A 23,289-nucleotide genomic window follows, 5' to 3' on the forward strand; every position below is an offset into this window, starting at 1 on the left:
CGGCGCGGTCTTCATGGCGTGTCCAGTCTGACTCCCGGTCTGGCCCGGTCGCCTGTGCGGCCTGGGCCGCACAACCAGAGCGCCGTCATGCATCTAATAAATCACTTAGTTCCCGCGCCCGCCCGTGCCTCCACCATGAGGTGTTTGTATCACAATCGGCAATTGCCCGCCGCATTGGTATGTCCCTCCGCCTGAGGCAGATCGAACCGCCACAAGCCATGTCAGACTATCCGCTCGTCTCCCACGCCTCACTCGACAGCGCGATCGCCTACCGGCACGGGCACGCGATCACCGTGCGCCGGTTCCTGGCGGACGTGAATGCCCTGGCCGCACTGCTGCCGGCAGGGAGCCATGTGCTGAACCTCTGCAGCGACCGCTACCGCTTTGCGGTCGGGCTCTGCGCGGCGCTGGTGGCCGGCAAGCCCAGCCTGCTGCCGCCCACCTTGAACCCGCAGACACTCGCCAGCATCCGCGCCTTCGCGCCCGATGTCTTCTGCCTGCACGACGGCGAGGCAGCGGTGGGCGGCGCGCTGTCCGGGTTGGATCTGCCATGCCTGGCATATCCGATGGAAATGCCGGCGGGGGATGAGTCAGCCCAAGATGCGCCTGTCGTGCCCCTGGTCCCCGCCGAACGCGTGATGGCCTATGTATTCACCTCCGGCTCATCCGGGCTGCCGGTGCCCCACGCCAAGACCTGGGGCAAGCTGGTCGCGCTGGCGCGCGCTTCGGCGGCGCGCCTGGGCCTGGACGACGGGCGCTCTCACGCGTTGGTCGGCACGGTACCGCCACAGCACATGTTCGGCTTCGAATGTACCGTGGTGCTCGCGCTGCAGGCCGGTCTCGCCTTGCAGGCCACGCCCGTGTTCTATCCGGCCGATATCCGCGCGGCGCTGCAGGCCACGCCGCGCCCGCGCGTGCTGGTCACCTCGCCACCGCATCTGCGCGCCCTGCTGCTGGACGGCGGCGATCTGCCAGCGGCCGATCTGCTGCTGTCCGCCACCGCGGCCCTGCCCCAGGCGCTGGCGCGCCAGGCGGAACAGCGCTTTGGCGCGCCGCTGCTGGAAATCTATGGAAGCACCGAGACCGGCCAGATCGCGGTTCGTGCCAGTGCGCATGAGGCTGCCTGGGAACTGCTGCCCGGCATCGGCCTGGATTGGCGCACCGATCCCGGTGACGAGGATGGCCCGGTGGCATGGGCCTCGGGCGGGCATGTCGAGCGGCCCGTACCGATGGGCGATGTGCTGGAGCGGATCGACGCCTGCCGCTTCCTGCTGCATGGACGCCGTGCCGATCTCGTCAATATCGCCGGCAAGCGCAGCTCCCTCGCCTATCTGAACCATCAGCTCAATACCATCGAGGGCGTGCAGGACGGCTGCTTTTTCATGCCCGACGAGACGAAACCAACGGCAGACCGCACCGGCGGCACGGGCAGCACGGGCAGCACAGGCCGCGCAACGCGCCTGGTCGCCCTGGCGGTCGCCCCGGGCCTCGACGCCTCGCAGATACGGCGCGCACTGCGCGCGCGTATCGACCCGGCCTTCATGCCGCGCAGCCTGCTGCTCGTGGACAGCCTGCCGCGCAATGCCACGGGCAAGCTGCCGCGCGATGTGCTGGCGCCGCTGGTCGACCGCCTGCTGGCGGCGCGCCGCATGGGGAGGTCATCATGAACGGCACGCCTGCGGGGGCGCCCGCGTCCCGCTTCCAGGTGCCAGCGGACCACCCCGCCCTGCCGGGGCACTTTCCCGGCCACCCGGTGGTGCCCGGCGTGGTCCTGCTCGATCTGGCCGCGCTGCATCTGGCCGCCCTGCTCGGCGTGCCACCTGGCAGGCTCTGTCTGAGCTCGGCGAAGTTCCTGCATCCGGTGGTGCCGGGCGAAATCGTGCAACTGGCCCACCAGACGGGCGCCTCGGACACGCTGCGCTTCACCTTGTGCGTGGACGATCGCGAAGTGGCGAACGGCATCTTCGCGCTCCTTCCGGACGCAACCCCGGACACGGCGCCGGCCGAGGAGTCCCTGCGATGAGCGGCTGCACCGGGAGCCCCCCCACCGGGCCGGCCGACTGGAGCGAGGGCCGCGAGCGCAGCAATATGTTCACGCTGCGGCTGATGACCTGGCTGTCGCTGCGGCTGGGGCGGCGCGTCGGCCGCGTGCTGCTCTACCCGATCGCGCTCTACTTCCTGCTGTTCGCGCCAGCCGCGCGGCGCGCCTCCCTGGCCTACCTGGACCGCGTTTCCGGACGCCCGGCGCGGCTTCGCGACAGCTTCCGCCACATCTTCAGCTTTGCCAGCACCATCCTCGACCGCATCTACCTGCTCAACGGGCGCTTCGATCTGTTCGACATCCGCATCCACGGCGGCGAGGACATCCTTGACGCGCTCGACGGCGGCGGCGGGGCCTTCCTGCTGGGCGCCCACCTTGGCAGCTTCGAGGTGATCCGCGCCATCGGCCGCAAGCGGCCTGGAATGCAGGTGGCGATCACCATGTACGAGGAGAACGCGCGCAAGGTCAACGACGTGCTGCAGGCGGTCAATCCGGCCATGCGGCAACACTTGATCCCGCTGGGCAGCCTCGATGCCATGCTCAAGGTGCGTGCGTACCTGGAACGCGGCTTCCTGGTCGGGATGCTGGCCGACCGCACGCTGACGCAGCGCGCCTCCGATCCGATCACGCCGCACGACTTCCTCGGCGCGCCAGCGGGCTTTCCCACCGGACCCCTGCGCATCGCGGCCATGCTGCGCCGGCCCGCGATATTCATGACCGGACTGTACCGCGGTGGCAACCGCTACGACATCCATTTCGAACTGCTGGCCGACTTCTCCGAAACGGCACCGCGCGAGCGCGAGGCGCAGATGGAGGCCGCGCTCGCGCGCTACGTCGAAGCGCTGGAGCGGCATTGCCGCTCGGCCCCGGAGAACTGGTTCAATTTCTACGACTTCTGGCAGGATGGCTGCGCGCGGCAGGTGCCCGCCGCACAGGCATCCCACCCTGGCAACCGATGACGACATGCGCATTCGCCCGCTTCCGCTGACCTCCCTCCTGCTTGCCGGCTGGCTCGCGCTCGCATCCGCACCGTCTGCGCGGGCCGCCGCCGAGGCGGCGGCCCGCGCCGATGGCTGGAGCATCGACCAATTGATGTCCACGCTCGCGCAGCGCAAATCGGGCCGGGTCCGCTTCGCCGAACGCAAGTACCTGGCCATGCTGGAGCGCCCGGTGGAATCCACCGGCGAGCTGGTCTTCGTCGCACCCGATCACCTCGAGAAGCGCACCCTGACGCCCAAGCCGGAGACGATGGTGCTGGACGGGGACATGCTGACAGTGGAGCGCGCCGGCAAGAAGTACGTGTTGCCGCTGCAGAACTATCCTGAGCTGGCCGCCTTCATCGAGAGCATCCGCGGCACGCTGGCGGGCAACCGCGATGCCCTCGAGCGCGTCTACAAGCTGCGCATCGACGGCGCGGCGGGGCATTGGGTGCTGACACTGACCCCGACCGATGCGCGCATGGCGGCGCAGATCAAGCAGATCCGCATCGACGGCGCGCGCGACAATCTCCGCACGGTGGAGATCCTGCAGGCCGACGGCGACCGCTCGGTCATGCAGATCCTGCCGGCACCCTGAGCCCACCCTGAATCCGCTCGGGACACGCCATGGCCGCAACGCACCATCCGCCCTCACCGCCCACCTCGCCCCCAACCTCCCGGCAGGAACCCGGCCGCCGGCCGCGCTGGGCCGTCTGGCTCTGGCTGGCCTTGCTGCTGGCCTGCGCACTGGTAGCCGCGCGCAGCCGCTTCACGGCCGACCTGTCGGCCTTCCTGCCGCGCGCGCCCAGCACCGAGCAGCAGGTCCTGGTCGATCAATTGCGCGACGGACTGGTGTCGCGGCTGATCCTGGTCGGCATCGAGGGCGGCGACACAGTCGGCCGCGCCGCGCTGTCACGCGCGCTCGCTGCGCGCTTGCGTGGCGATGACCGCTTCACCTCCATCAACAATGGCGAACCGGTCAACCGCGCGGCGGACCAGCGCCTGCTCTACGGCCAGCGCTACCTGCTGAGCCCGGCCGTAACGCCCCAGCATTTCACCGAGCCGGGCCTGCGGGCCGCGGTCTCCGATTCGCTCGACCTGCTGGCGTCGCCTGCCGGCCTTTTCACCAAGTCGCTGCTGCCGCGCGACCCCACCGGCGAGATGGCGACGCTGCTTGGCCAGTTCGACGCCGGCCACAATGTGCCGATGCGCAACGGAGCCTGGGTCTCGCGCGACGGCAGGCGCGCCGTGCTGCTGGCACAGACCGCAGCGGCGGGCTCCGACACGGATGGGCAGGAGCAGGCCATCGCAGCCATCGAGGCTGCCTTCGCACAGGCGGCCCGCACGCTCGCTGCGCCCGCGGACGCCGCCCCCTACCGCCTGCTGATGACCGGCCCCGGTGTCTTCTCGGTGCAGACGCGCGACACCATCAAGCGGGATGTCGAGCGGCTGTCCACGGCCGCGCTCGCCATCATCGTGGTCTTGCTGCTTCTGGTCTACCGCTCGCCGCGCACGCTGCTGCTAGGCATGGTGCCCGTGCTCAGCGGCGCGCTGGCCGGCGTGGCCGCGGTCAGCCTGGGCTTTGGCGGCACGGTGCACGGCCTTACGCTCGGTTTCGGCACCACCCTGATCGGTGAGGCGGTGGATTACTCCATCTACCTCTTCGTACAGTCGTCGCAGGCTGGCGGCCAAGATCCGCGCGACTGGGTGCGCCGCTTCTGGCCAACCATCCGCCTCGGCGTGCTTACCTCCATCTGCGGTTTCGCCTGCCTGCTGCTGTCTGGCTTTCCGGGCCTGGCCCAGCTCGGCCTGTACTCGATCGCCGGCCTCGCCACCGCAGCCCTGACCACCCGCTACGTGCTGCCGTCCCTGATGCCAGCCGACTTCCGTCTGCGCGACGTCACCCCGCTGGGCACGCGGCTCGCGCGGGCCGCCGCGGCGGCGGGACGCCTGCGCTGGAGCCTTCTCGTGCTGCCCCTGGCCGCACTGGCGATGCTCGCCACGCACGAGGGCAGCCTGTGGAATCCGGAGCTGTCTTCGCTGAGCCCGGTACCCAAGGCCGCCCAGGCACTGGACGCCTCGCTGCGCAACGATGTGAGCGCACCCGATGTGCGTTACCTGATCGTGCTCGACGGCCCCGACCGCGAAAGCGTCCTGCAAGGCGCCGAGCGCATCGGGAAGGAACTGGACGCGCTGGTCGCGCAAGGCGTACTGAGCGGCTACGAGACGCCGGCACGCTACCTGCCGAGCGAAGCCACCCAGCGCGCGCGGCAGGCCAGCCTGCCGCCGCGCCCTGTGCTGCAGCAGCGCCTGGCCGCCGCATTGGCAGGCCAGCCCGTCAAGCCCGCCCTTTTCGCGCCCTTCCTCGATGATGTGGAGCGGGCCCGGCAGGCTCCCCTGCTGGGCCCCGAGGACCTGCGCGGCACATCACTGGCGCTGGCCGTCGACGCACTGCTGCGCCATCGGGACGGTCACTGGAGCGCAACGCTGCCGCTGCGCGCCGCCGGGACACCGGAAGCCGCACCGGTGCGCGCCGCGCTGGCCCGCGCCGACGTGCCCGGCGCACTCTTCGTCGATCTGAAGGGCGAATCCGATCGCCTTTACGACAACTATCTGCGGGAAGCCGTGCATCTTGCCCTGGCCGGATTCGCCGCCATCGTGGTACTGCTGGCGGTGGCATTGCGATCGCCCGCGCGCGTGCTGCGCACGCTCATCCCCCTGGCCGCCGCCGCACTGGTGGTCGCCGCTGCGCTGACGGCAAACGGCAGGCAGCTCAGCCTGCTGCACCTGATCGGCATGCTGTTGCTGGTGGCGATCGGCTCCAACTACGCGCTGTTCTTCAATACGCGCGCCGGCGGCGCACCGGGCGCGCCGGATGCGACACCCACACCGCATACGCTGGTATCGCTCGCACTGGCCAACCTGACCACGGTCACCGCCTTCGGCTTGCTGGGCGCCTCCACCCTGCCGCTGCTCCAGGCCTTCGGGCTGACTGTAGCGCCCGGGGCCGTGCTGGCGCTGGCCTTCTCGGCGATCCTGGCAGCGCCGGCCACAGTGGGCAAGACGGGCAAGAGAAAGGAGGCAGCATGAGCCTGCAGACGGCCGCACTGCCCGCACCGCGCCCCTGGCATCCGTCCATGTTGCTGCGCGCGACGGCGGTGGCCCATGTCGGCGCACTGGGTGCCGTACTGGCCCAGCCCGCCACGCTGCCGTGGGCGGCGGGCGGCGTGATCGCATCGCATCTGCTGATAGCAGGCGCCGGCCTGTGGCCGCGCAGCGCCTTGCTCGGCCCCAATCTGCGCCGGCTGCCGCCGCAGGCGGACGGCTGCATCGCACTGACGTTCGACGACGGGCCGGACCCCGACATGACACCGCGCGTGCTCGACTGGCTGGCCCGCCACGATCTGCGGGCCACCTTCTTCTGCATCGGCGCCCGCGCCGAGCGCCATCCGGAACTGGTGCGCGAGATCGCGCGCGCGGGTCACGCCGTGGAAAACCATAGCCAGTGCCACTCGCACCGCTTCTCCGTGTCCGGACCCGGCTGGATGATGGCCGAGATCCGGGGCGCGCAAGACATCCTCGGCGAACTGGCGGGCGTGCCGCCGCTCTTCTTTCGCGCGCCCGCCGGACTGCGCAATCCCTTCCTGGAGCCCGCGCTTTGCAAGGTCGGCCTGCGCCTGGCGAGCTGGACCCGGCGCGGCTTCGACACGCTGCCCAACGCGCGCCCGGAACGCATTGCCGCACGGCTGTTGCGTGGCCTCGCGGCGCGCGACATCCTATTGCTGCACGACGGCCACGGCGGCCGCATGGCGGACGGCGCGCCGGTCCTGCCCGAGGTGCTGCCGCGCGTGCTGGAGGCAGTCCAGCGCGCCGGACTGCGCTGCGTGACACTGCGCGACGCCGTCGGCCTGCCTGCCGCCGGGACGGGCCCTGCGGCCTGAGCCCGGCGGCCCCTTTGCTACAATTTCATGAGCCCCGCATGAGCCCCCTCATGAGCCACGTTACCCAGCCGGATTCCGCAGTGTCGCCCCTCCTGGTCTCCCACTTTACGGCCACCAGTTGTCTTGGACATGGCCTCGATGCCATGCTGGCCGCACTACGCGAAGGGCGCAGCGGCCTCGCGCCTTGCCGCTTCAGCGATGTGACGCTCGACACCTATGTCGGGGAAGTCGCGGGGGTGGACGCCGTCCGCTTGCCGGCGCCGCTGTCGGATTTCGACTGCCGCAACAACCGCCTGGCAGAACTGGCCTTGGCCCAGGATGGCTTCGCCGAGGAAGTGGCGCGCCTGCTCGCCCGCTACGGCGCGCAGCGCATCGGCGTGTTCGCCGGCACCAGCACCGGGGGCGTGTTCGATACCGAGCAGGCCTACCGCCGGCGCGACCCGGCCACCGGGGCCCTGCCGGCGGACTTCCGCTACGCGGGGGCACATTCCCCCTTCGCGCTGGCCGCCTTCCTGCGTGCCCGCTTCGGGCTGCACGGCCCGGCGCTGGCCATTTCGTCGGCGTGTTCGTCGGGCGCCAAGGTGTTCGCTTCGGCGCGCCGCATGATCGAAGCCGGCGTGATCGATGCGGCCCTGGTCGGCGGCGTCGACTCGCTCTGCCACACCACCCTGTATGGCTTCAACTCGCTGGAACTGGTCTCGCATCACGCCTGCCGCCCTTACGATGCCGCCCGCGACGGGATTTCTATCGGTGAGGCCGCCGCCTTCACCCTGCTGGAGCGTGCACCGGCTGCTGGAGCACCGGCGGATGGGGCTCCGGTGCCAGGCGACGCCGTGATGCTGGTCGGCATCGGTGAATCCAGCGATGCCCACCATATGTCGACGCCGCACCCCGAAGGGCTCGGCGCGCGCATGGCAATGGCCCAGGCACTGGCCACGGCCGGCGTGCGCCCCGAGGATATCGGCTATGTGAACCTGCATGGCACCGCCACACGCAGCAACGATGCCGCCGAGGGCCGTGCCATGCTGGACCTGCTGCCGCGCGCGCCCTGCAGTTCCACCAAGGGCGCCACCGGCCATACGCTCGGCGCGGCCGGTACGCTCGAGGCCGTGGTATGCGCGCTGGCGCTGCGCCATGGCCTGCTGCCTGGCGGCGTCAACACCGCCGAACTGGACCCCGCCTTGCCGGTGAACTACCTGCTCCATAGCCGCAGCGCGCCGCTGCGCTACGCACTGTCAAACGCCTTCGGCTTCGGCGGCACCAACTGCAGCCTGCTGTTCGGCCGCGCCGACGCTGCCATGCAGGGAGGCAAGGCATGAAGCTGACCGCCTATATCGACGGCGTGGGCCTCATCGGACCCGGCCTGGACAGCTGGGCGCAGGCCGAGGCCATGCTCGCCGGCCACGCTGCCTATGCTCCTCGCCGTACGGAAGCTCCCGCCCCGGCGGTATTGCCCAGCGCCGAGCGGCGCCGCAGCGGTCCCGGCGTCAGGGCGGCGCTGGCCGCCGGCAGCGAAGCGGTGGCCGCCAGCGGTTGTCAGGCGGCCGAGTTGCCGACGGTGTTCGCAGCCTCGGGGGCTGATGGCCACAACTACCACACGATCTGCGAGACGCTGGCCAGCGCCGACCCCGCACTGTCGCCGACGCGCTTTCACAACTCCGTGCACAACGCGGCGGCAGGATATTGGAGCATCGCCACCGGCGCCATGACCCCCTCCAATGTGCTGTGCGCACATGACGCCAGCTTCTGCGCCGGCCTGCTCGACGCCTTGTGCCAGGTGGCGACCGGCGACGGCGCCTGCATGCTGATCGCCTACGACACCGATTACCCGGAACCCATGCGCACCTTCCGCCCGATCGCCGACACCTTCGGGCTGGCGCTGGTGCTCGCGCCGGCGGCCGGCGCGCATACCCTGGCGCGGCTGGAAGTGGAATGGAGCACGGAAGCGGCCACCCGGATGCAGGATGCCACGCTGGAGACATTGCGCCTCTCGGTGCCCGCGGCGCGCGCGCTGCCGCTCCTGCGGGCGCTGGCTTGCCGTGATGATGGGCCGGTCGTGCTGGACTATCTGGAAGACCTGCGACTGAGCGCCAGGCTTGCGCCGAGCGTTGGCGGTGCCGGCTGAGATGGACCACCTGCCCATCCTGCCTCTGCCGCCATTGCCGCGCGACTGGATCGCCGCGCGCATTCCGCACCAGGGTGCGATGTGCCTGCTCGACAGTGTGCTGGCGTTCGACGCCGAGCACATCGTCTGCGAGGCGAGCAGCCACACCGATCCGGCGAACCCGCTGCGTGCGGCGGGCCGCCTCGCCGCCGTGTGCGGCATCGAATATGCGGCGCAGGCCATGGCAGCGCACGGCGCCGCACTGCAGGCAGGCGCGGCAGGCGCCAACCGGCCTGCGCTGGGCTATCTCGCCAGCGTGCGCAAGCTGGCCATGCACGTCGAACGGCTCGACGACATTGCCGCGCCGCTGCGCATCGAGGCCAGCCGGGCTGGCGCGGACGGCGCCCGGGTGCTCTACCTGTTCACGGTAAGCGCGGCCGGGCGCAGCCTGCTCGAAGGGCGGGCAGCCGTGCTGTTGGAGGTGCCGCCGCGCTAGCGGCAGCACCTACCTTGCCACCCGCTGCCTCAGGCTGCCTCAGGCTGCAATAGCCGGCAGGATGCGGCCACGTACCTCGCCGAAGCCGACGCGATAGCCCTCGCCCTGGCACCAGCCACGCATCACCACTTCGTCGCCATCCTCCAGGAAGCCGCGCTTGGCGCCGCCGGTCAGCGTCACCGGCTCCGCGCCGTTGCGCGTCAGCTCGAGCAGGCTGCCGTACGAGTCGGGCGTGGTGCCGCTGATGGTGCCGGAGCCCATCAGATCGCCCACGCGCACATTGCAGCCGGACACCGTGTGGTGAGCCAGTTGCTGCGCCATGGTCCAGTACATCGCCTTGAAGTTGGTGCGGCAGATGGTGGCAGCCTCTTCCACACCGTCGGCGCGCAGCAGCACCTCCAGGTCGATATCGTAGGCATTGCGTTCCTGCTGCCGCAGGTAGGGCAGCGGCTCGGGCGACTGCGCGGGATTGTCGCGGCGGAACGGCTCCAGCGCTTCCATGGTCACCACCCAGGGCGAGATCGAGGTGCCGAAGGTCTTGCTGTTGAACGGACCGAGAGGAACGTATTCCCACTGCTGGATATCGCGCGCGCTCCAGTCGTTGAGCAGCACCATGCCGAACATGTGCTCGTTCGCGGCAGCCGTGCTTACCGGCTCGCCCAGCGTCGACTCCTTGCCGACGATGAAGGCCATCTCCAGCTCGAAGTCGAGCTTGCGGCAGGCGCTGAAGATCGGGCGTGCCTCGTTGGGCAGCTTGATCTGGCCATTGGGGCGACGCAGCTCGGTGCCGCTCACCACCACGGAACTGGCGCGGCCGTTGTAGCCGATGGGGATCTCCAGCCAGTTCGGCAGCAGCGCGTTCTCCGGGTCGCGGAACATGCGGCCGACATTGGTCGCGTGTTCCTTCGACGAGTAGAAGTCGGTGTAGCCGGGAATCTGCACCGGCAGGTGCATCGTCACCCAGGTAGCCGGCGCGAGAGCCGAGGCGCGCAGCGCGGGATTGTCTTCCAGCGCCTTGTCCTCGCCGGACAGCAGGGCCGTCAGGCGCTTGCGCGTATCGGACCAGACGGACTTGCCCAGTGCGATGAAGCGGTTCAGGTTGTCAACGCCGAACGCGCCCTTGGCGGCCGCGGGCAGCAGTCCGGCGTCGTCGAGCACCGCCAGGTCCAGCACCATGTCGCCGATGGCCACGCCCACGCGCGGCGTCTTGCCACTGGCCGAGAAGATGCCGTAAGGCAGGTTCTGCAGCGGGAAATCGGTCTGGCCGTCGTTGGCGGATTCAATCCAGCTCGTCTTGCGTTCAGTCATTTGGGGCTCCGGGTAATGCAGCCGGCATGGCGCCGGGGGCGGCCGCCATGCCGTGGTCGTTTGTCCGTATTCGTTTATCGTTGGCGGCTTCGTGCCGCTCAGCGCACGTTCGGGTTGAAGTGTTTCTTCAAGCCCTGCCAGCAAGTGTAGTAGTCGCCCTGCAGATCCGGGGATTCGGCGGCGTACCGCGTCGGCCGGATCACGCCAGGGGTCTCGAACATGAAGGCCATGGTGTCGCTGATCTTGTGCGGCGTGCTGGTGTCGGCAGCGCTGGCGCGTTCGAACGTCTCCGCATCGGGACCGTGCCCAGTCATGCAGTTATGCAGGCTCGCGCCGCCCGGCGCGAAGCCCTCGGCCTTGGCGTCATACACGCCGGCGATCAGGCCCATGAACTCGCTGGCGATGTTGCGGTGGAACCAGGGCGGGCGGAAGGAATCCTGCATCGCCAGCCAGCGCGGCCCGAAAATAACGAAATCGATGGTGTCCACGCCCGGCGTGTCCGAGGGGGACTGCAGCACCAGGAAGATGGACGGATCCGGATGGTCGAAGCTGATCGAGCCGATGGTGTTGAAGCGGCGCAGATCATACTTGTACGGGGCATAGTTGCCGTGCCAGGCCACCACGTCCAGCGGCGAATGGCCGATCTCGGCGCGCCACAGATTGCCCTGGAACTTGGCCAGCAGTTCGAAGTCGCCTTCGCGGTCCTCGTACCAGGCAACCGGGGTGAGGAAGTCACGCGGGTTGGCCAGGCCATTGGAGCCGATCACGCCCAGGTCGGGCAGCTTGAACAGCGCGCCGTAGTTCTCGCAGATATAGCCGCGCGCTTCGCCGTCCGGCAGTTCCACGCGGAAACGCACGCCGCGCGGGATCACCGCGATCTCCTGCGGCTCCACCTCGAGGCGGCCCATTTCGGTGACCAGCAGCAAGCGGCCCTGCTGCGGCACGATCAGCATTTCGCCGTCGGCGTTATAGAAGAAGCGATCCTGCATCGAGCGGTTGGCCAGGTACAGGTGCATGCCGCAGCCGCTCATTGCCTCCGGGCTGCCGTTGCCGGCCATCGTGACGATGCCCTCGACGAAATCGGTCGGCTCGGTCGGCATGGCCGGCGGGCTCCAGCGCATCTGGTTCGGCGAAGGCGCCACCTCGTCGAAGCGGCTCATCCAGCGCGACTGCTCTACGCGCGCGAACGGGCTGTGCATCGACGCCGGGCGGATGCGGTAGAGCCAGGAACGCCGGTTGTGCGCACGCGGCGCGGTGAAGGCCGTGCCGGACAACTGCTCCGCATAAAGGCCGTAAGGCGCGCGCTGCGGGGAGTTCTGGCCAACCGGCAGCGCTCCCGGCAGGGCCTCTGTGGCGAACTCATTGGCAAAGCCCGACTGGTAGCCGGCGGCCGCGGCCTGCGGCACCATCGATTGCGTCTGGGTCATCTCGTCTCTCTTCCTCAGGATCGGTGAATCGGCGTATGCGCGGCGTTCATGCCGCCGGCCCGCCGGCGCCGGGTTCAAGCACGCCCGCGCGGGCGAACGCCATAGCTTCCTCCAGCACTGCAAGGTCGCCGATATGGTTGGCCAGCAGCAGAATCAATTGCGCATTGGCCGCCTGGCTCTGCGCGTCGGTCAGATCACGATGCATATTGAGCAATGCCTCATAGAAATCGTCCGGTCGCGCAAGATTCGCCTCGGTGTTCAGTGCCATGGCAATCCCCCCTGCAACCTCCCTGCAGCCCGCGCAAACGGGCGCCCGCTCGCCTTGTGCCGGGCGTGGCAGACGATCGGACGGGGTGCGCAAAGGTGGCGTGCTTCTGGCGTGGCCTCGAATTACGTATTCCGTAATCGATTTACCATATCGTAATCCTGACCATCGGGACGTGTCAAACCACCACGCAGCTGCGCCCCGCGAATGGGCGGCCTGAGCCAAGCATAGGCGCCCGCGCGATGAGCCGATGGGGAGTGGGCCGCCAGGCGGTAGAAAAGAGGTGGAGCCGGAAAAAGTGGACGCGCCAGCGCTGCCACGGTTGGCGGCAGGAAACGGTGGGAAACGGGTAAAGCAGGCGATCCGCCCGGCGGGAGCCCGCTGGCGGCATGAGCGCGCCCGCGAGCGCGGCGCGACAAACGCTGCCCGGAGGCGGCAAGCCGCCCCCGGGCAGGGTTGGAAACCGGATAACAGGCGCTGCAGGCCGGCCCCACCATGCCCGCTCTGTGGGGAAGCGGGATGGCCGGGGCTACCCTGCCCTGGCCCTGCGAACCAGCTTAGAGAGGTTTGTGGCCTTCGCCCGGTGCAGAGCCGAAGCCACCACCGGGGCTGGGCGTCGCAGGTGACGTCGATGTGGTGGCGGTGGGTGCCGGGCCGGCCATCGAGGCCACCGTCACACCGCCATTGCGGCTGGCGATGAAGGCATTGACCTCGGCAGCGAGCTGCTGCGGGGCCAGTACCACTTCCAGTCCGAGCGCCTCGCACGCGGCGAGGAAGGTTGACATGCGCGGGTCAGCCTGACCCGATTCCGCCCGCAGGTACGCTTCCCGGGAAATCCCGGCCTTTCGGGCGACATCTTCCTGCTTGAGCTTGCGCGCTCGGCGCAGGGCCCGCAGTTGCCGGAACGGTTCGCTAGCGCCTCTTGGCACGGCTGTACTGTTCATATCGGTCTCCAGTCACCAGTTGAAAAAGTGCGCGGACGTGCATTCGAGTATAGAGCACGCAAGGCATTCCGTATGTAGTCGCGACAACACTTTGTGCAGATTTCTTGAGAAGCCTTCACGAAGCGTCCTTAACAACACCCGGACACGCCAGGATAGGGCCGATTCAGCACAAATCCTCGTTTCCGCCCAGACACTAACGGGACAGAGGATCACTCGTTGACCCCAAATCGTTACAACACTTTACAAAACGACCGGTCGTGCTATTCTCTGCTCCATGTTGAAAGGCCAACTGACACGCACTGCAATCATCGAGCAGGCATTCGAAACCGCCGCTAAAGTCGGGTTCGATGCACTCTCGCTCGCGACGCTGGCCCAGGACACCAGTATGTCCAAGAGTGGCCTGTATGCACACTTCAAGTCCAAGGAAGCGTTGCAGCAGGCGGTCCTGGAACTGGCCACCGAGCACTTCGCCGCCATCGTGGTGCGGCCCGCCCTGCGCGCGCCGCGCGGAGAGGCGCGGTTGCGCGCATTGTTCGATGGCTACCTGGGCTGGATCGGTGGCACCGCCGCGCGTGGGTATTGCCTCTTCATCGCACTCGGCCAGGAGTATCGCCACCGGCCGGGGCCGATACGCGAGCGGGTGGTGCAGGTGTTCGACGCATGGCATGGTGTGATCGCGCGCGTGGTCGAGGGTGCTGTGGCGACGGGTGAGTTTGCCCCCGGCACGGACGCGCGCCAAGTGGCCTTCGAGTTCGTCGGTATCGGTATGTCCTTCCAGCAGTCCTTCCAGTTGCTGGGACGGGCCGACGCCGAGACGCTGGCGCGCAACGCCTTTGAGGCCCTGCTCGAGCACGCGCGTGCGCCGCGCAACCGCGCGACCGGGCACCAAGCCGCCGCGTCAACTGCTTGAGCGCGAAGCCGGTACTGTGGGGCGGTACCGGCCAGTAGGTTGGCGCCATTTTTTTTGCCCCGGAAATAGCACGACCGGTCGGTTCTAAAGTGGCGCAGCGGCTGCCTTGCGGCGCAGCGCCGCTCGCGTACCGGCCAGCCAGTATCCCCTTTCATCCGGAGGCATCGACGTGGCTGACCTTTCTTCCTCGCTCTCATCCCGCTCCCCGGCTGGCAATGCTTCCGGCCAGGCGTCGCGCAACAAGCCCTCGCCGGCCGGTTGGCTGCGCCTGGGCTGGCAGATGGCCGGACTGCTTTATCCCGATGGGGCCGCGCGGGCCTTGGAACGCGCCTGCTTCCGCCCACCGCCTCCGCGCGTCGACGAGCCGGCGCAACACATGCTCGACGCAGCCCGCGCCGATTGGGCCCTGGTCATCGGCCAGGGTGGCAGCCGGCGGGTGCGCGTCTACCGCTGGGGCAGCGAGGGGCCGACGGTGCTGCTTTCCCACGGCTGGGGAGGCCACGCAGGCCAATGGCATGCCGCGATCCCGCCGCTCCTGGAGGCCGGCTTCCGCGTGGCCGCATTCGACGCCCTGTGCCACGGCACATCCGATGCAGGCGCTCGCGGTCCGCAGCAGACATCGATTCTCGAAATGGCCCGCGCGCTGCTGGCCGCAGCCTGGCATGTCGGCCCCGTGCATGGCCTGGTCGCCCACTCATTGGGCGGGGCCGCCGCAGCATTGGCCTTCCGTGAGGGCTTGCTGCCGAATGCAGCCGTGCTGATCGGGCCGCCGGCCGACCTCTATCGCGCCTGCTCTGCCCAAGCCTGGCAGCTTGGCCTCGGTCCCGCCGTGCTGCACCGCATGCAGCGCAGCGCGGAGCGCTGGATGGGCATGCCCTGGTCGGACTTCAACGTGCCCGAGATAGGCCGCCAGCGCACCGTGCCGAAGACGCTGATCGTCCACGATCGCGGTGACCGGGAGGTCCCTTGGGAGGACGGCGCGGCAATCGCCGGCGCATGGCCCGGCGCGCGCCTGCTGACGACCGAGGGCCTGGGCCACCGGCGCATCATGCGCGATGCCGGCGTCATCGCGGAGGCAGTGGCGTTTCTCGCGCCCGCCGCCGTGCCGCCCGCACGGCAGGCAAGGTCCGTTCAGGCGATACCCGCCTGAAGTTGCGGGGGCTGCGGGGCCCTGCGCCGAGAGCGTGCGCGGCGCGAAGCGGGCGGCGTTGACAGCATACGCCGGCACCGCCAATACTCTGCCGCTGGATGCGCGGATGCGAGCGGGCAGACAGCCGGCCACCGCGCACCGCATAAAAACCAGAGGAGATTCCTGCATGAGCCATCGCCCTCGCGCGGCGCAGCTTGCCTGCGCCGCCCTGCTGACCGCCTGCGCCGCCTCGGCCGGAGCACAGACCGCCGCCATCGATCCCGTCGCCACGAAACAGGCGATCGACACCCAGCTTGCCTCGTCCTACCCCGACCTGGATTCACTCTACAAGGATCTCCACGCCCATCCCGAGCTCGGCTTCCAGGAAACGCGCACCGCGGCCACGCTGGCCCGCGAAATGCGTCGCCTGGGCTTCGAGGTGACGGAAGGCATTGGCAAGACCGGGCTCGTTGCCATCTATCGCAACGGCAACGGCCCTACGGTGATGGTCCGCACCGAACTGGATGCGCTGCCGATGGCGGAAAAGACCGGCCTGCCCTATGCGAGCAAGGCCATGACCGATTGGAACGGCAAGCCCACACCGGTTGCGCATAGCTGCGGACATGACATTCACATGGCGGCCTGGGTTGGCACGGCCCGCACGCTGGTGGCGATGAAAGACCGTTGGCATGGCACGCTGATGTTCGTCGCCCAGCCGGCCGAAGAGCTGGTTTCCGGCGCGGCCTCGATGCTCAAGGCGGGTCTCTTCACCCGCTTCGGCAAGCCCGATTACGCATTCGCACTCCACACTGCGCCGGCCCCGGCGGGCACGATCAGCTTCAATTCCGGTCCGGTCACTTCGAACTCCGACGGACTGGAAGTGCGATTCAAGGGCCGTGGCGGGCACGGCTCCGCTCCCGACAAGACCATCGATCCCGTCATGATGGGCTCGCGCTTCGTGGTCGACCTGCAGAGCGTGGTCAGCCGCGAGAAGGATCCGCAGGAGTTCGGCGTCGTCACCGTGGGCGCATTCCAGAGCGGCACGGTGGGCAACATCATTCCGGATGAGGCTGTACTGCGCGGCACGATCCGCAGCTACAAGCCCGAGGTACGCGAGAGCCTGCTGGCGGGCGTGCGCCGTACTGCCAAGGCGGTGACCGACATGTCGGGCGCGCCCGAGCCCGAGGTACACATCGAGGAAGGCGGCAAGGCGGTCAATAATGATCCGCAGCTCGTCAGCCGGACCGAGGCCGTACTGCGCGGTGCCTACGGCAAGAACGTGATGCGCGTCCCGCCGATCACGGCCAGCGAAGACTTCTCTGATTTCGTCAATACCGGCGTGCCTTCGATGTTCTTCTTCGTCGGGGTCTATGACCTGCAGCGCTACCTCGACTCGCGCAAGCCGGGTGCGACGCCGCTGCCTTCCAACCATTCACCCTTCTTCGCCCCCCTGCCGGAGCCATCCATCAAGACGGGCGTGGGCGCCATGAGCCTGGCCGTGCTGAATGCACTGACCCTGCCCAAGACCAACTGAGCGCCGCTTTCCGGCCGATGACCACCGGATTGCCCCACGCGCGGGGCAATCCGGCCAGCCCTTCGAGGCGTTCCAGAGGCTCGACCGGCACTTTCCCTTGCATTCAGGCCCTTTCCCCTGCATTCAATATGGGTGCGGCCTCTGGCGATGACAATCGCCAGAGGCCGTGGGTCGTTTGCCCACCAGATCGGCCGTTAATTGCGTTACTGAACACTGCGTTTGCCGCGATCCGCTGCGCAGCCCCCCCTCCCGCCGCGCACATTTGCGCGCCGGCCACCGTCCCGCCTGCCCCTCCGACTTGCCGGCATCTGCAGCCGGCTTTGACCGGCAATAATGTGCCGCACGCGCAAGCGGGTATCATCCCTCGCGTAAGACCAGAAACACTTGTCGAATGATTCCTACCGAACTCGCCGCCCCGGATGGCGGCGCCAACACCTCCCTGCCGCGCGCCGAGCGCGCGTACCAACAATTGCGCGCCGCGATCCAGGCGGGTCAGCTTGCCCCCGGCACGCGGCTGCGCGAAGTCGAGCTGGCTGAGTCTCTCGGCCTGTCGCGCACGCCAGTGCGCGAGGCGCTGTCCCGGCTTGAGTCCGAGGGGCTGGTCGTCAATGAGCCCAACCGCGGCATGATGGTCACGCAGCTCGACGCCAGCATGGTCAGCGAGCTGTACGTGATGCGCGAAGTACTGGAAGGGACAGCGGCCGCCCTGGCCGCGCGCCATGCCACCGATGTGGAGCTTTCCCTGCTGCGCGATATCGTCGAGCGCGACCTGGCGATCGCGGATGATCCGGCGCGCCTCGCGGCCAATAACCGCCTGTTCCACGAGACCCTGCACCGTTGCGCCCACAACCGCTACCTGCTCAAGACACTGCGCTCGCTGCATGAATCGATGGCCTTGCTGGGCCGCAGCACACTGGCAGTGCCCGGACGGCCGCGCGCCTCGTACGAGGAACATATCTCGCTGATCGAAGCCCTGGAGCATCGCGATACCGCGCTGGCCGAACAGATCATGCGCCGGCATATCCAGCAGGCCTACAAGGTCAGGCTCTCGCTCTGGATCGAGGAGCAGGCGGGCAACTGATCGCACCCGGCCACGTCGCACTTCGGAAATGAACAAAGCCGGCCTGGCCCCGCAAGGTATGCGGAAACCAGGCCGGCCTCGCTGGCGATGGTGTCATCGCCTGGCGCCAGCGCCGCCCATTACCGGGGTACGGCGGCCGGGCGCGCGCGCCTGAACGGAAATCAGCCGTTGGCGAAAGCGACCTTGGCCTTGCGCGCTTGCCGCTGCAGGCGCAGCAGCGCGCCCTGGAAGGCAGCGACCATGTGCTTGAGGTCGTCGGCAAAGCCGAGGCGCGGGGTGTCGAGCTCGCGCTCGATCAGTTCGCGTTCCAGTTGATCAGTCAGCTTGATATCGGATTGGGTGCTCATGACATTCACTCCTAGGGAATACCCTTATGGGGTTTTCCCTGATTATAGCGAAGGAAATGACGCATCGCAGCATTAGGTAATACTACGTATCCGCGCGGGCGGCACTTCTGCCACATCCGCTGCCTTCTTGCGGCATCTGCGCAACAGCTTCGCTGCCGCCACCGCATATTGGTGATGTGGCGACCGCAAACCCGCCCCTACAAGCAAATCATGAAGCACATGAGCGTTGTGCCACGATCGGCACAGCGAGACGCGCGGGCCCGCGCATGGTCGGCCACACGAACTGGCGACCGGACAGCCGGAGCAGCCGTCGCACAGACAGTCAAAGCGAAGACTGCGCCAATGTGATGCCCTGCCCCGCATCGGCCTGCGGCCGGTTGCCCACGACATCGGCCGCCACGAAGGGCCGGATCACGAGGGCGACATAGCTTTCCTCGGCAATGACGATGTAGGCCAGGTCCGACATCACCAGGCCCACGTTGCCCAACTCGGAGCCCAGCCTGGCCAGCACGAAGCGCTGCAGAACGGCGAGGTCCGCCTCTTCGTCGAGCGTGAGCGCTACGGTGCAGATCGTCAGAAAACACTTCTCCACCGTCCCACAGACCACGACCACCTCGTCAAGCGCCTGGCCGCCGTCGGCCGCCTTGACCAGCACCGAGATGCCCGTGCTGGGGACGGCACGGTGCCAGCCGTGCTGGACGCGGAAGGCCGGCAGCGTCAGCTGCGTGCCGGTATGCTTGGCCACGGCGTTGAAGTGCTGGGTGAACTCGCCCGGGCTGATGCCGAACAGAGGTTTCGGGACTGGCGCGGAAGATACGGCCAGCGACGAGGCCAGGAACAGGGTCGCAAATGTAGTCAGCAGGTTCATCGCAGCCTCCCGGCCTGGAAGGCCCTCGGCAGCGCGACGCAGCCTTCCGGTCGGCCGTTGGTCGACGCTACTCCGGTTGGCACGGCGGCTGTCCGCGGCCGGAAACCGCGCATCCCAGGCAGCCATCACTCCGGCGCGGCCGATGTTGCCGCCAGGCTGCGTCCCGCTACGTTCCCTAGGGCCCGTCGACGGCCTTACCCCACGATATCTTGTAGTAAATGCTGGCGGGTGCCGGATTGCCAGTGGTTTTTCATGCGGGACTTGGGCCTCACGGCGAACGAGGCGACCCATCGGCATGGTGCGGCGCGCATCGGGCAGCCGGCCACCTTGCCGCCAGACGGGCAACGCTTCTGCGTGCGTCACCGCCCAACCTGGGTTGGCAGCATGCCAAGACAGGCGTTAGCATTACTTGTACCCCCGAAGCGGTGAGGCGGAGCCTTGCGAGGAGACCACGCATGCATATCACTCCTGACCCGGACGTCGTTCCACCGCAACCGGAACCGCCCCCATCCGAGCCAACGCCATCGCCCGAGCCGGTTACGGATCCTCCGCCGGGCGACACGCCACCGCCTCCGCCCCAATACGGCCGGCTCTGAGCGGGCACCATGAGCAGAGGCTGCGCAGCGCAATGGGCGGCGCGAGGGCGGTCCGGCCCGCCAGCGTCGCTGCCATCGGTCGTGGCACGGGTCTGCCGCGCATTGGCGCAGGCGCTGATGTTCGCGTTGGCGTTGGCCTGCATGCCGGCCAGCGCCCAGACCCCGTCACCAGTGGCGGAGTGGCAGTACTCGGTGGGTATCCCGCTTCAGAAGATGTTCGAACCGGAGATTCCGGAGTGGCAGGTCCGACTGGGCGGCGGCGCCATCATGCGGCCGATTTACGACGGTGCGTCACGCTATCACATGCTGGCAGGCCCAAGCATCGACATCCGCTATCGCGACCTCCTGTTCCTGTCGACCGGAGAAGGCCTCGGCATCAACCTGATCAGCACCCCGCACTGGCGTGCCGGCGTCGCGCTGTCCTATGACCTTGGCCGGCGCAGCGCCGACGACCTGGACCACCTGCACGGACTGCCGAACATCAATCCCGCGCCGGAAGCCAAGCTCTTCGCAGACTACGTGGTCTCGAAGGAATTCCCGCTGGTGCTTCGCGTGAACGTGCGCCGCACGCTGGCCACGGATGACGGCTGGACCGGCGACATCGGCGCTTATCTTCCCTTGCCTGGCAGCAGCGAGACCTTCTTCTGGTTCGCTGGTCCCACCGTTTCGTTTGCCGATTCCCGCTACATGGGGCGCCGCTTCGGTATCAGCGCGGAGCAGTCGGCCAGTTCGGGCCACCCGCAGTACAGCCCGGGCGGCGGCATCAAGTCGGTTGGCGCCGGCCTGAGCACCGTGTTCTACTTCAGCAAGCACTGGTTTGGCACCGCCGACGTGGCATTGAGCCGCCTGCTCGGTCCGGCTGCCGGCAGCCCGCTCGCCAGCAGCCCGCTCAGCGTGTCAGTCGATGCCTCCGTGAATTACGAGTTCTGACGGCACCCGCCTTGCTCGCGCCTGCGCCTGTCGCGCACCGCAACCATGAGCCAGATGCATCACAACCCCGCCTTGCCGGGTAACGTATCCCATACCCGTTCGCCGACCGCCCCGCACTGCGGACCTTGCATTTGTTGACAGTTGGACTGGAGCGGCCTGACTAGACTAATTACAACCCTTGGTTGCTCCCAGGGGCGGATCTACCCGTACCGCCAGGCTCTGACCCGCCTGGCGCTTTTTTTTTGCCTGCCCCCAGAGCGGCCCTAGCCGACCGACGCTTCGAATATCCGCCGATAGTTGCCGCCCAGCAGCTTGCCCACCTCGGCGCGGGCAAAGCCCGTGTCCAGCAGCATCTGCGCCAGCGCCGGCAGTTGTGCGTAGCTGCGAAACACCGGCGGCGAGATAAAGCCCAGCATGTCCGAGCCGAGCCCCACGTGATCCACGCCGACCACGTCCACCATGCGCTTGATGCCCTCCGCCATCGCGTGGAGGTCCTGAAAGCTGCCCGCGCTCGGCCAGACACCGATGACACCCCCGGTGCCTGCGATCACGCGTGCATGGTCGGGCGAAATCAGGCGGCTGCGCGCGCCGGGATGCGGGGCCAGCGCGGTATGCGAGAGCACCAGCGGCTTGCTGGAAACCCCGGCTGCGCGCTTGGCCAGCGCATAGGTGCCGTGGGCCACGTCGACGACCATGCCCAGCGCATTGCAGCGCCGTACCACCTCGGCGCCGAAGTCGCTCAGGCCGCCGTGCACGGGCAACTCGGTCTGGATATCCCCCAGCTCGTTGACCCGGTAGTGCGTCAACTGCAGATGGCGCAACTGATGCCGCGCATAGGCTTCGTCGACTCTCTCGATCCGTCCTTCGAGAAAGTCAGCCCCTTCCGCCGACAGAATCACGCTCGGCCCGGCCGCTCCGAGGGCGACCAGCGAGGCGGCATCCGTCACGACCTGCATCTGCTCGCGCGCGATCAATGCGCGGGCACGGGCAAACTCGGTTTGGGCGAGCCCATAGAGCTCGCCGGGCTGCGGGGTGCGCCACGCTTCGAAACGCATCCGCTTGGCCGAGACCTGGGTGACGGTGGTGTCGGTCACGATCGCCAGGCAGATCACCTGCATGCCGCCGGCGCGCATGGGCTCGGCCAGCGGGATGAAGGGCCGGCGATCGCCGATGGCGGGATCGCGCGACACGGTCACGCGGCCGGCGTGGCTGTGCATGTCGATCGTCAGTTCGCCGGCCGCCGGACGCCACGCCGGGGGCGGGTCCGACGCAGGCGCAGGATCATCTGCGTAGGAGGCGAAACGCCCCGGCGCGCACGCTGCCAGCCCGAGCGCCGCGCCGGCGGCCAGAAACGCGCGCCGGCCTGGCATGGCCGGCCGCTGCCCAAGCGGCACGGCCTCGGTCATCTGGTCGGCCTCGCCCACGCGGATGGTTGACCAGTCAAGCTGCATTGCCTCTCCCCGGCGCCTTGCGCCGCTTGTACCTGGCCGGCGGCCGGGATGGCAGAGGATATCGCCGGCAGCAGCGGCAAGGCAACTGCGCAATCTCGCGCAGCGGGGCGGCTGCCGCGCTGCGGCTTGCGGACGCAGGCCGACACCGATGCCTTCTTCATGCCAGAATAGCGGCTGGGGCCGCACCTTCCGGCCGCAACCGGCAACGATTCGAATTCCAAGCGAGAGAGCACCGGCATGTACCACGGCGAACGCTTCAATGGCTACACCCATCTGGCGGGCGCGGTGCTCGCCGCGGCCGGCATGGCGGTGCTGGTGACCTCCTCCGCGCTGTACCACGATGCCTGGAAGGTGGTCAGCTCGGTCGTCTATGGCACCACGCTGGTGCTGCTGTACACCATCTCCACGCTCTACCACAGCCTGCGCGGGCGCGCGAAGGACATCCTGCGGCGGCTCGACTATTGCGCCATCTACCTGCTCATCGCCGGCAGTTACACGCCCTTCGCGCTGGTCACGCTGCGCGGGCCGTGGGGTTGGGCGCTGTTCGGCATCAATTGGGCGCTGGCTGTGATCGGCATCGTGCAGGAATTGTGGATCGGACACCGGACGCGCGTGTTCTCGCTACTGCTCTATGTACTGATGGGCTGGCTGGTGCTGGCCGCCCTCGGGCCGCTGGTCTCCGCGCTGCCCCCAGCTGGCCTCTACTGGCTGGTAGCAGGCGGCGCCATCTACACGGTAGGCATCATCTTCTTCCTCTTCGACGAGAAAGTCCGGCATTTCCACGGCGTCTGGCACCTGTTCGTGCTGGCGGGCAGCGTCTGCCAGTTCGTCAGCATCCTCTGGTACGTGAACTAGCGGGCGGCATCTCAGCACCGAGGCACACAGGTCACGTAGTGCCTGAGCGGGCCGGCCCGGATGGTGCCGATACCCCGGCACCGCC

General features: G+C 68.3%; 20 protein-coding genes and 1 pseudogene. 14 read left to right on the forward strand and 7 right to left on the reverse strand.

The genetic code is table 11. The features are described from left to right. Positions 1 to 218: 218 nt before the first annotated feature. The 8 genes and pseudogenes from AC1Z3O_RS27430 to AC1Z3O_RS27465 all read left to right on the forward strand — a co-directional run bounded on the left by AC1Z3O_RS27430 (position 219) and on the right by AC1Z3O_RS27465 (position 9,559). Positions 219 to 2,023, forward strand: a pseudogene (locus AC1Z3O_RS27430) (AMP-binding protein). After that, positions 2,020 to 3,000 (forward strand): LpxL/LpxP family acyltransferase, encoded by a 981-nt coding sequence (locus AC1Z3O_RS27435; RefSeq protein WP_483519337.1) that lies wholly within the window; start codon positions 2,020 to 2,022, stop codon positions 2,998 to 3,000. Before AC1Z3O_RS27430 ends, AC1Z3O_RS27435 begins: the two are co-directional and overlap by 4 nt. A 4-nt stretch (positions 3,001 to 3,004) precedes the next feature. Beyond that, on the forward strand, positions 3,005 to 3,616 hold the full coding sequence (locus AC1Z3O_RS27440; protein ID WP_483519338.1) for a LolA-related protein: 612 nt from the start codon (positions 3,005 to 3,007) through the stop codon (positions 3,614 to 3,616). Positions 3,617 to 3,645: 29 nt separating this feature from the next. Further along, entirely contained in the window at positions 3,646 to 6,108 is a 2,463-nt protein-coding gene (locus AC1Z3O_RS27445) for an MMPL family transporter (RefSeq protein WP_483519340.1), read from the forward strand. Next, positions 6,105 to 6,959, forward strand: coding sequence for a polysaccharide deacetylase family protein (locus AC1Z3O_RS27450; RefSeq protein ID WP_483519342.1), 855 nt, complete (start codon positions 6,105 to 6,107; stop codon positions 6,957 to 6,959). The genes AC1Z3O_RS27445 and AC1Z3O_RS27450 overlap by 4 nt, the downstream gene beginning before the upstream one ends. Positions 6,960 to 7,039: 80 nt before the next feature. Beyond that, positions 7,040 to 8,278, forward strand: a complete 1,239-nt coding sequence (locus AC1Z3O_RS27455) for a beta-ketoacyl-[acyl-carrier-protein] synthase family protein (RefSeq protein WP_483522029.1) — start codon at positions 7,040 to 7,042, stop codon at positions 8,276 to 8,278. Continuing rightward, positions 8,275 to 9,084 carry a beta-ketoacyl synthase chain length factor gene (locus tag AC1Z3O_RS27460; protein WP_483519344.1) on the forward strand — a complete coding sequence of 270 codons (810 nt, stop codon included), beginning with the start codon at positions 8,275 to 8,277 and terminating at the stop codon, positions 9,082 to 9,084. Before AC1Z3O_RS27455 ends, AC1Z3O_RS27460 begins: the two co-directional genes overlap by 4 nt. Before the next feature lies 1 nt (position 9,085). Continuing rightward, positions 9,086 to 9,559, forward strand: a complete 474-nt coding sequence (locus AC1Z3O_RS27465; RefSeq protein WP_483519346.1) for an ApeP family dehydratase — start codon at positions 9,086 to 9,088, stop codon at positions 9,557 to 9,559. Positions 9,560 to 9,598: 39 nt separating this feature from the next. On the opposite strand, the gene fahA is transcribed toward AC1Z3O_RS27465, so the two are convergent. From fahA to AC1Z3O_RS27485, 4 genes are all read right to left on the reverse strand, one after another. Then, positions 9,599 to 10,867, reverse strand: a complete 1,269-nt coding sequence (gene fahA / locus AC1Z3O_RS27470) for a fumarylacetoacetase (RefSeq protein ID WP_483519348.1) — start codon at positions 10,865 to 10,867, stop codon at positions 9,599 to 9,601. A gap of 98 nt (positions 10,868 to 10,965) precedes the next feature. Continuing rightward, positions 10,966 to 12,294 (reverse strand): homogentisate 1,2-dioxygenase, encoded by a 1,329-nt coding sequence (gene hmgA, locus AC1Z3O_RS27475; protein ID WP_483519350.1) that lies wholly within the window; start codon positions 12,292 to 12,294, stop codon positions 10,966 to 10,968. Between the two features lie 46 nt (positions 12,295 to 12,340). Next, complete coding sequence (locus tag AC1Z3O_RS27480; protein WP_483519351.1) at positions 12,341 to 12,562, reverse strand: DUF2783 domain-containing protein; 222 nt, start codon at positions 12,560 to 12,562, stop codon at positions 12,341 to 12,343. A gap of 554 nt (positions 12,563 to 13,116) precedes the next feature. Continuing rightward, positions 13,117 to 13,503 (reverse strand): helix-turn-helix domain-containing protein, encoded by a 387-nt coding sequence (locus AC1Z3O_RS27485; RefSeq protein WP_483519353.1) that lies wholly within the window; start codon positions 13,501 to 13,503, stop codon positions 13,117 to 13,119. Between the two features lie 274 nt (positions 13,504 to 13,777). On the opposite strand from AC1Z3O_RS27485, the gene AC1Z3O_RS27490 reads away from it, so the two are divergent. From AC1Z3O_RS27490 to AC1Z3O_RS27505, 4 genes are all read left to right on the forward strand, one after another. Next, a complete protein-coding gene (locus tag AC1Z3O_RS27490) occupies positions 13,778 to 14,413 on the forward strand; it encodes a TetR/AcrR family transcriptional regulator (RefSeq protein ID WP_483519355.1) in 636 nt (211 codons plus the stop codon). 280 nt (positions 14,414 to 14,693) lie between these two features. Next, entirely contained in the window at positions 14,694 to 15,563 is an 870-nt protein-coding gene (locus AC1Z3O_RS27495) for an alpha/beta fold hydrolase (RefSeq protein WP_483522031.1), read from the forward strand. A gap of 166 nt (positions 15,564 to 15,729) precedes the next feature. After that, a complete protein-coding gene (locus AC1Z3O_RS27500) occupies positions 15,730 to 17,076 on the forward strand; it encodes an amidohydrolase (RefSeq protein ID WP_483519357.1) in 1,347 nt (448 codons plus the stop codon). A gap of 391 nt (positions 17,077 to 17,467) precedes the next feature. Further along, positions 17,468 to 18,157, forward strand: a complete 690-nt coding sequence (locus AC1Z3O_RS27505) for a GntR family transcriptional regulator (RefSeq protein ID WP_483519359.1) — start codon at positions 17,468 to 17,470, stop codon at positions 18,155 to 18,157. Positions 18,158 to 18,318: 161 nt separating this feature from the next. Here AC1Z3O_RS27505 and AC1Z3O_RS27510 read toward each other — a convergent pair whose 3' ends face one another. Both AC1Z3O_RS27510 and AC1Z3O_RS27515 read right to left on the reverse strand, forming a co-directional pair. Next, positions 18,319 to 18,504, reverse strand: a complete 186-nt coding sequence (locus AC1Z3O_RS27510) for a hypothetical protein (protein ID WP_483519360.1) — start codon at positions 18,502 to 18,504, stop codon at positions 18,319 to 18,321. A gap of 322 nt (positions 18,505 to 18,826) precedes the next feature. Then, positions 18,827 to 19,372 carry a malto-oligosyltrehalose synthase gene (locus AC1Z3O_RS27515; protein WP_483519362.1) on the reverse strand — a complete coding sequence of 182 codons (546 nt, stop codon included), beginning with the start codon at positions 19,370 to 19,372 and terminating at the stop codon, positions 18,827 to 18,829. A gap of 713 nt (positions 19,373 to 20,085) precedes the next feature. On the opposite strand from AC1Z3O_RS27515, the gene AC1Z3O_RS27520 reads away from it, so the two are divergent. Continuing rightward, positions 20,086 to 20,898 (forward strand): MipA/OmpV family protein, encoded by an 813-nt coding sequence (locus tag AC1Z3O_RS27520; protein WP_483519364.1) that lies wholly within the window; start codon positions 20,086 to 20,088, stop codon positions 20,896 to 20,898. Between the two features lie 263 nt (positions 20,899 to 21,161). Here AC1Z3O_RS27520 and AC1Z3O_RS27525 read toward each other — a convergent pair whose 3' ends face one another. After that, on the reverse strand, positions 21,162 to 22,349 hold the full coding sequence (locus AC1Z3O_RS27525) for a dipeptidase (RefSeq protein WP_483519366.1): 1,188 nt from the start codon (positions 22,347 to 22,349) through the stop codon (positions 21,162 to 21,164). A 237-nt stretch (positions 22,350 to 22,586) separates the two neighbouring features. Between AC1Z3O_RS27525 and trhA the strand changes: the two genes are divergently transcribed. Further along, positions 22,587 to 23,204 carry a PAQR family membrane homeostasis protein TrhA gene (trhA, locus tag AC1Z3O_RS27530; RefSeq protein ID WP_483519368.1) on the forward strand — a complete coding sequence of 206 codons (618 nt, stop codon included), beginning with the start codon at positions 22,587 to 22,589 and terminating at the stop codon, positions 23,202 to 23,204. The last annotated feature ends 85 nt before the right edge of the window (positions 23,205 to 23,289 follow it).

This window comes from Cupriavidus sp. 09_S30 (genome assembly GCF_056930435.1).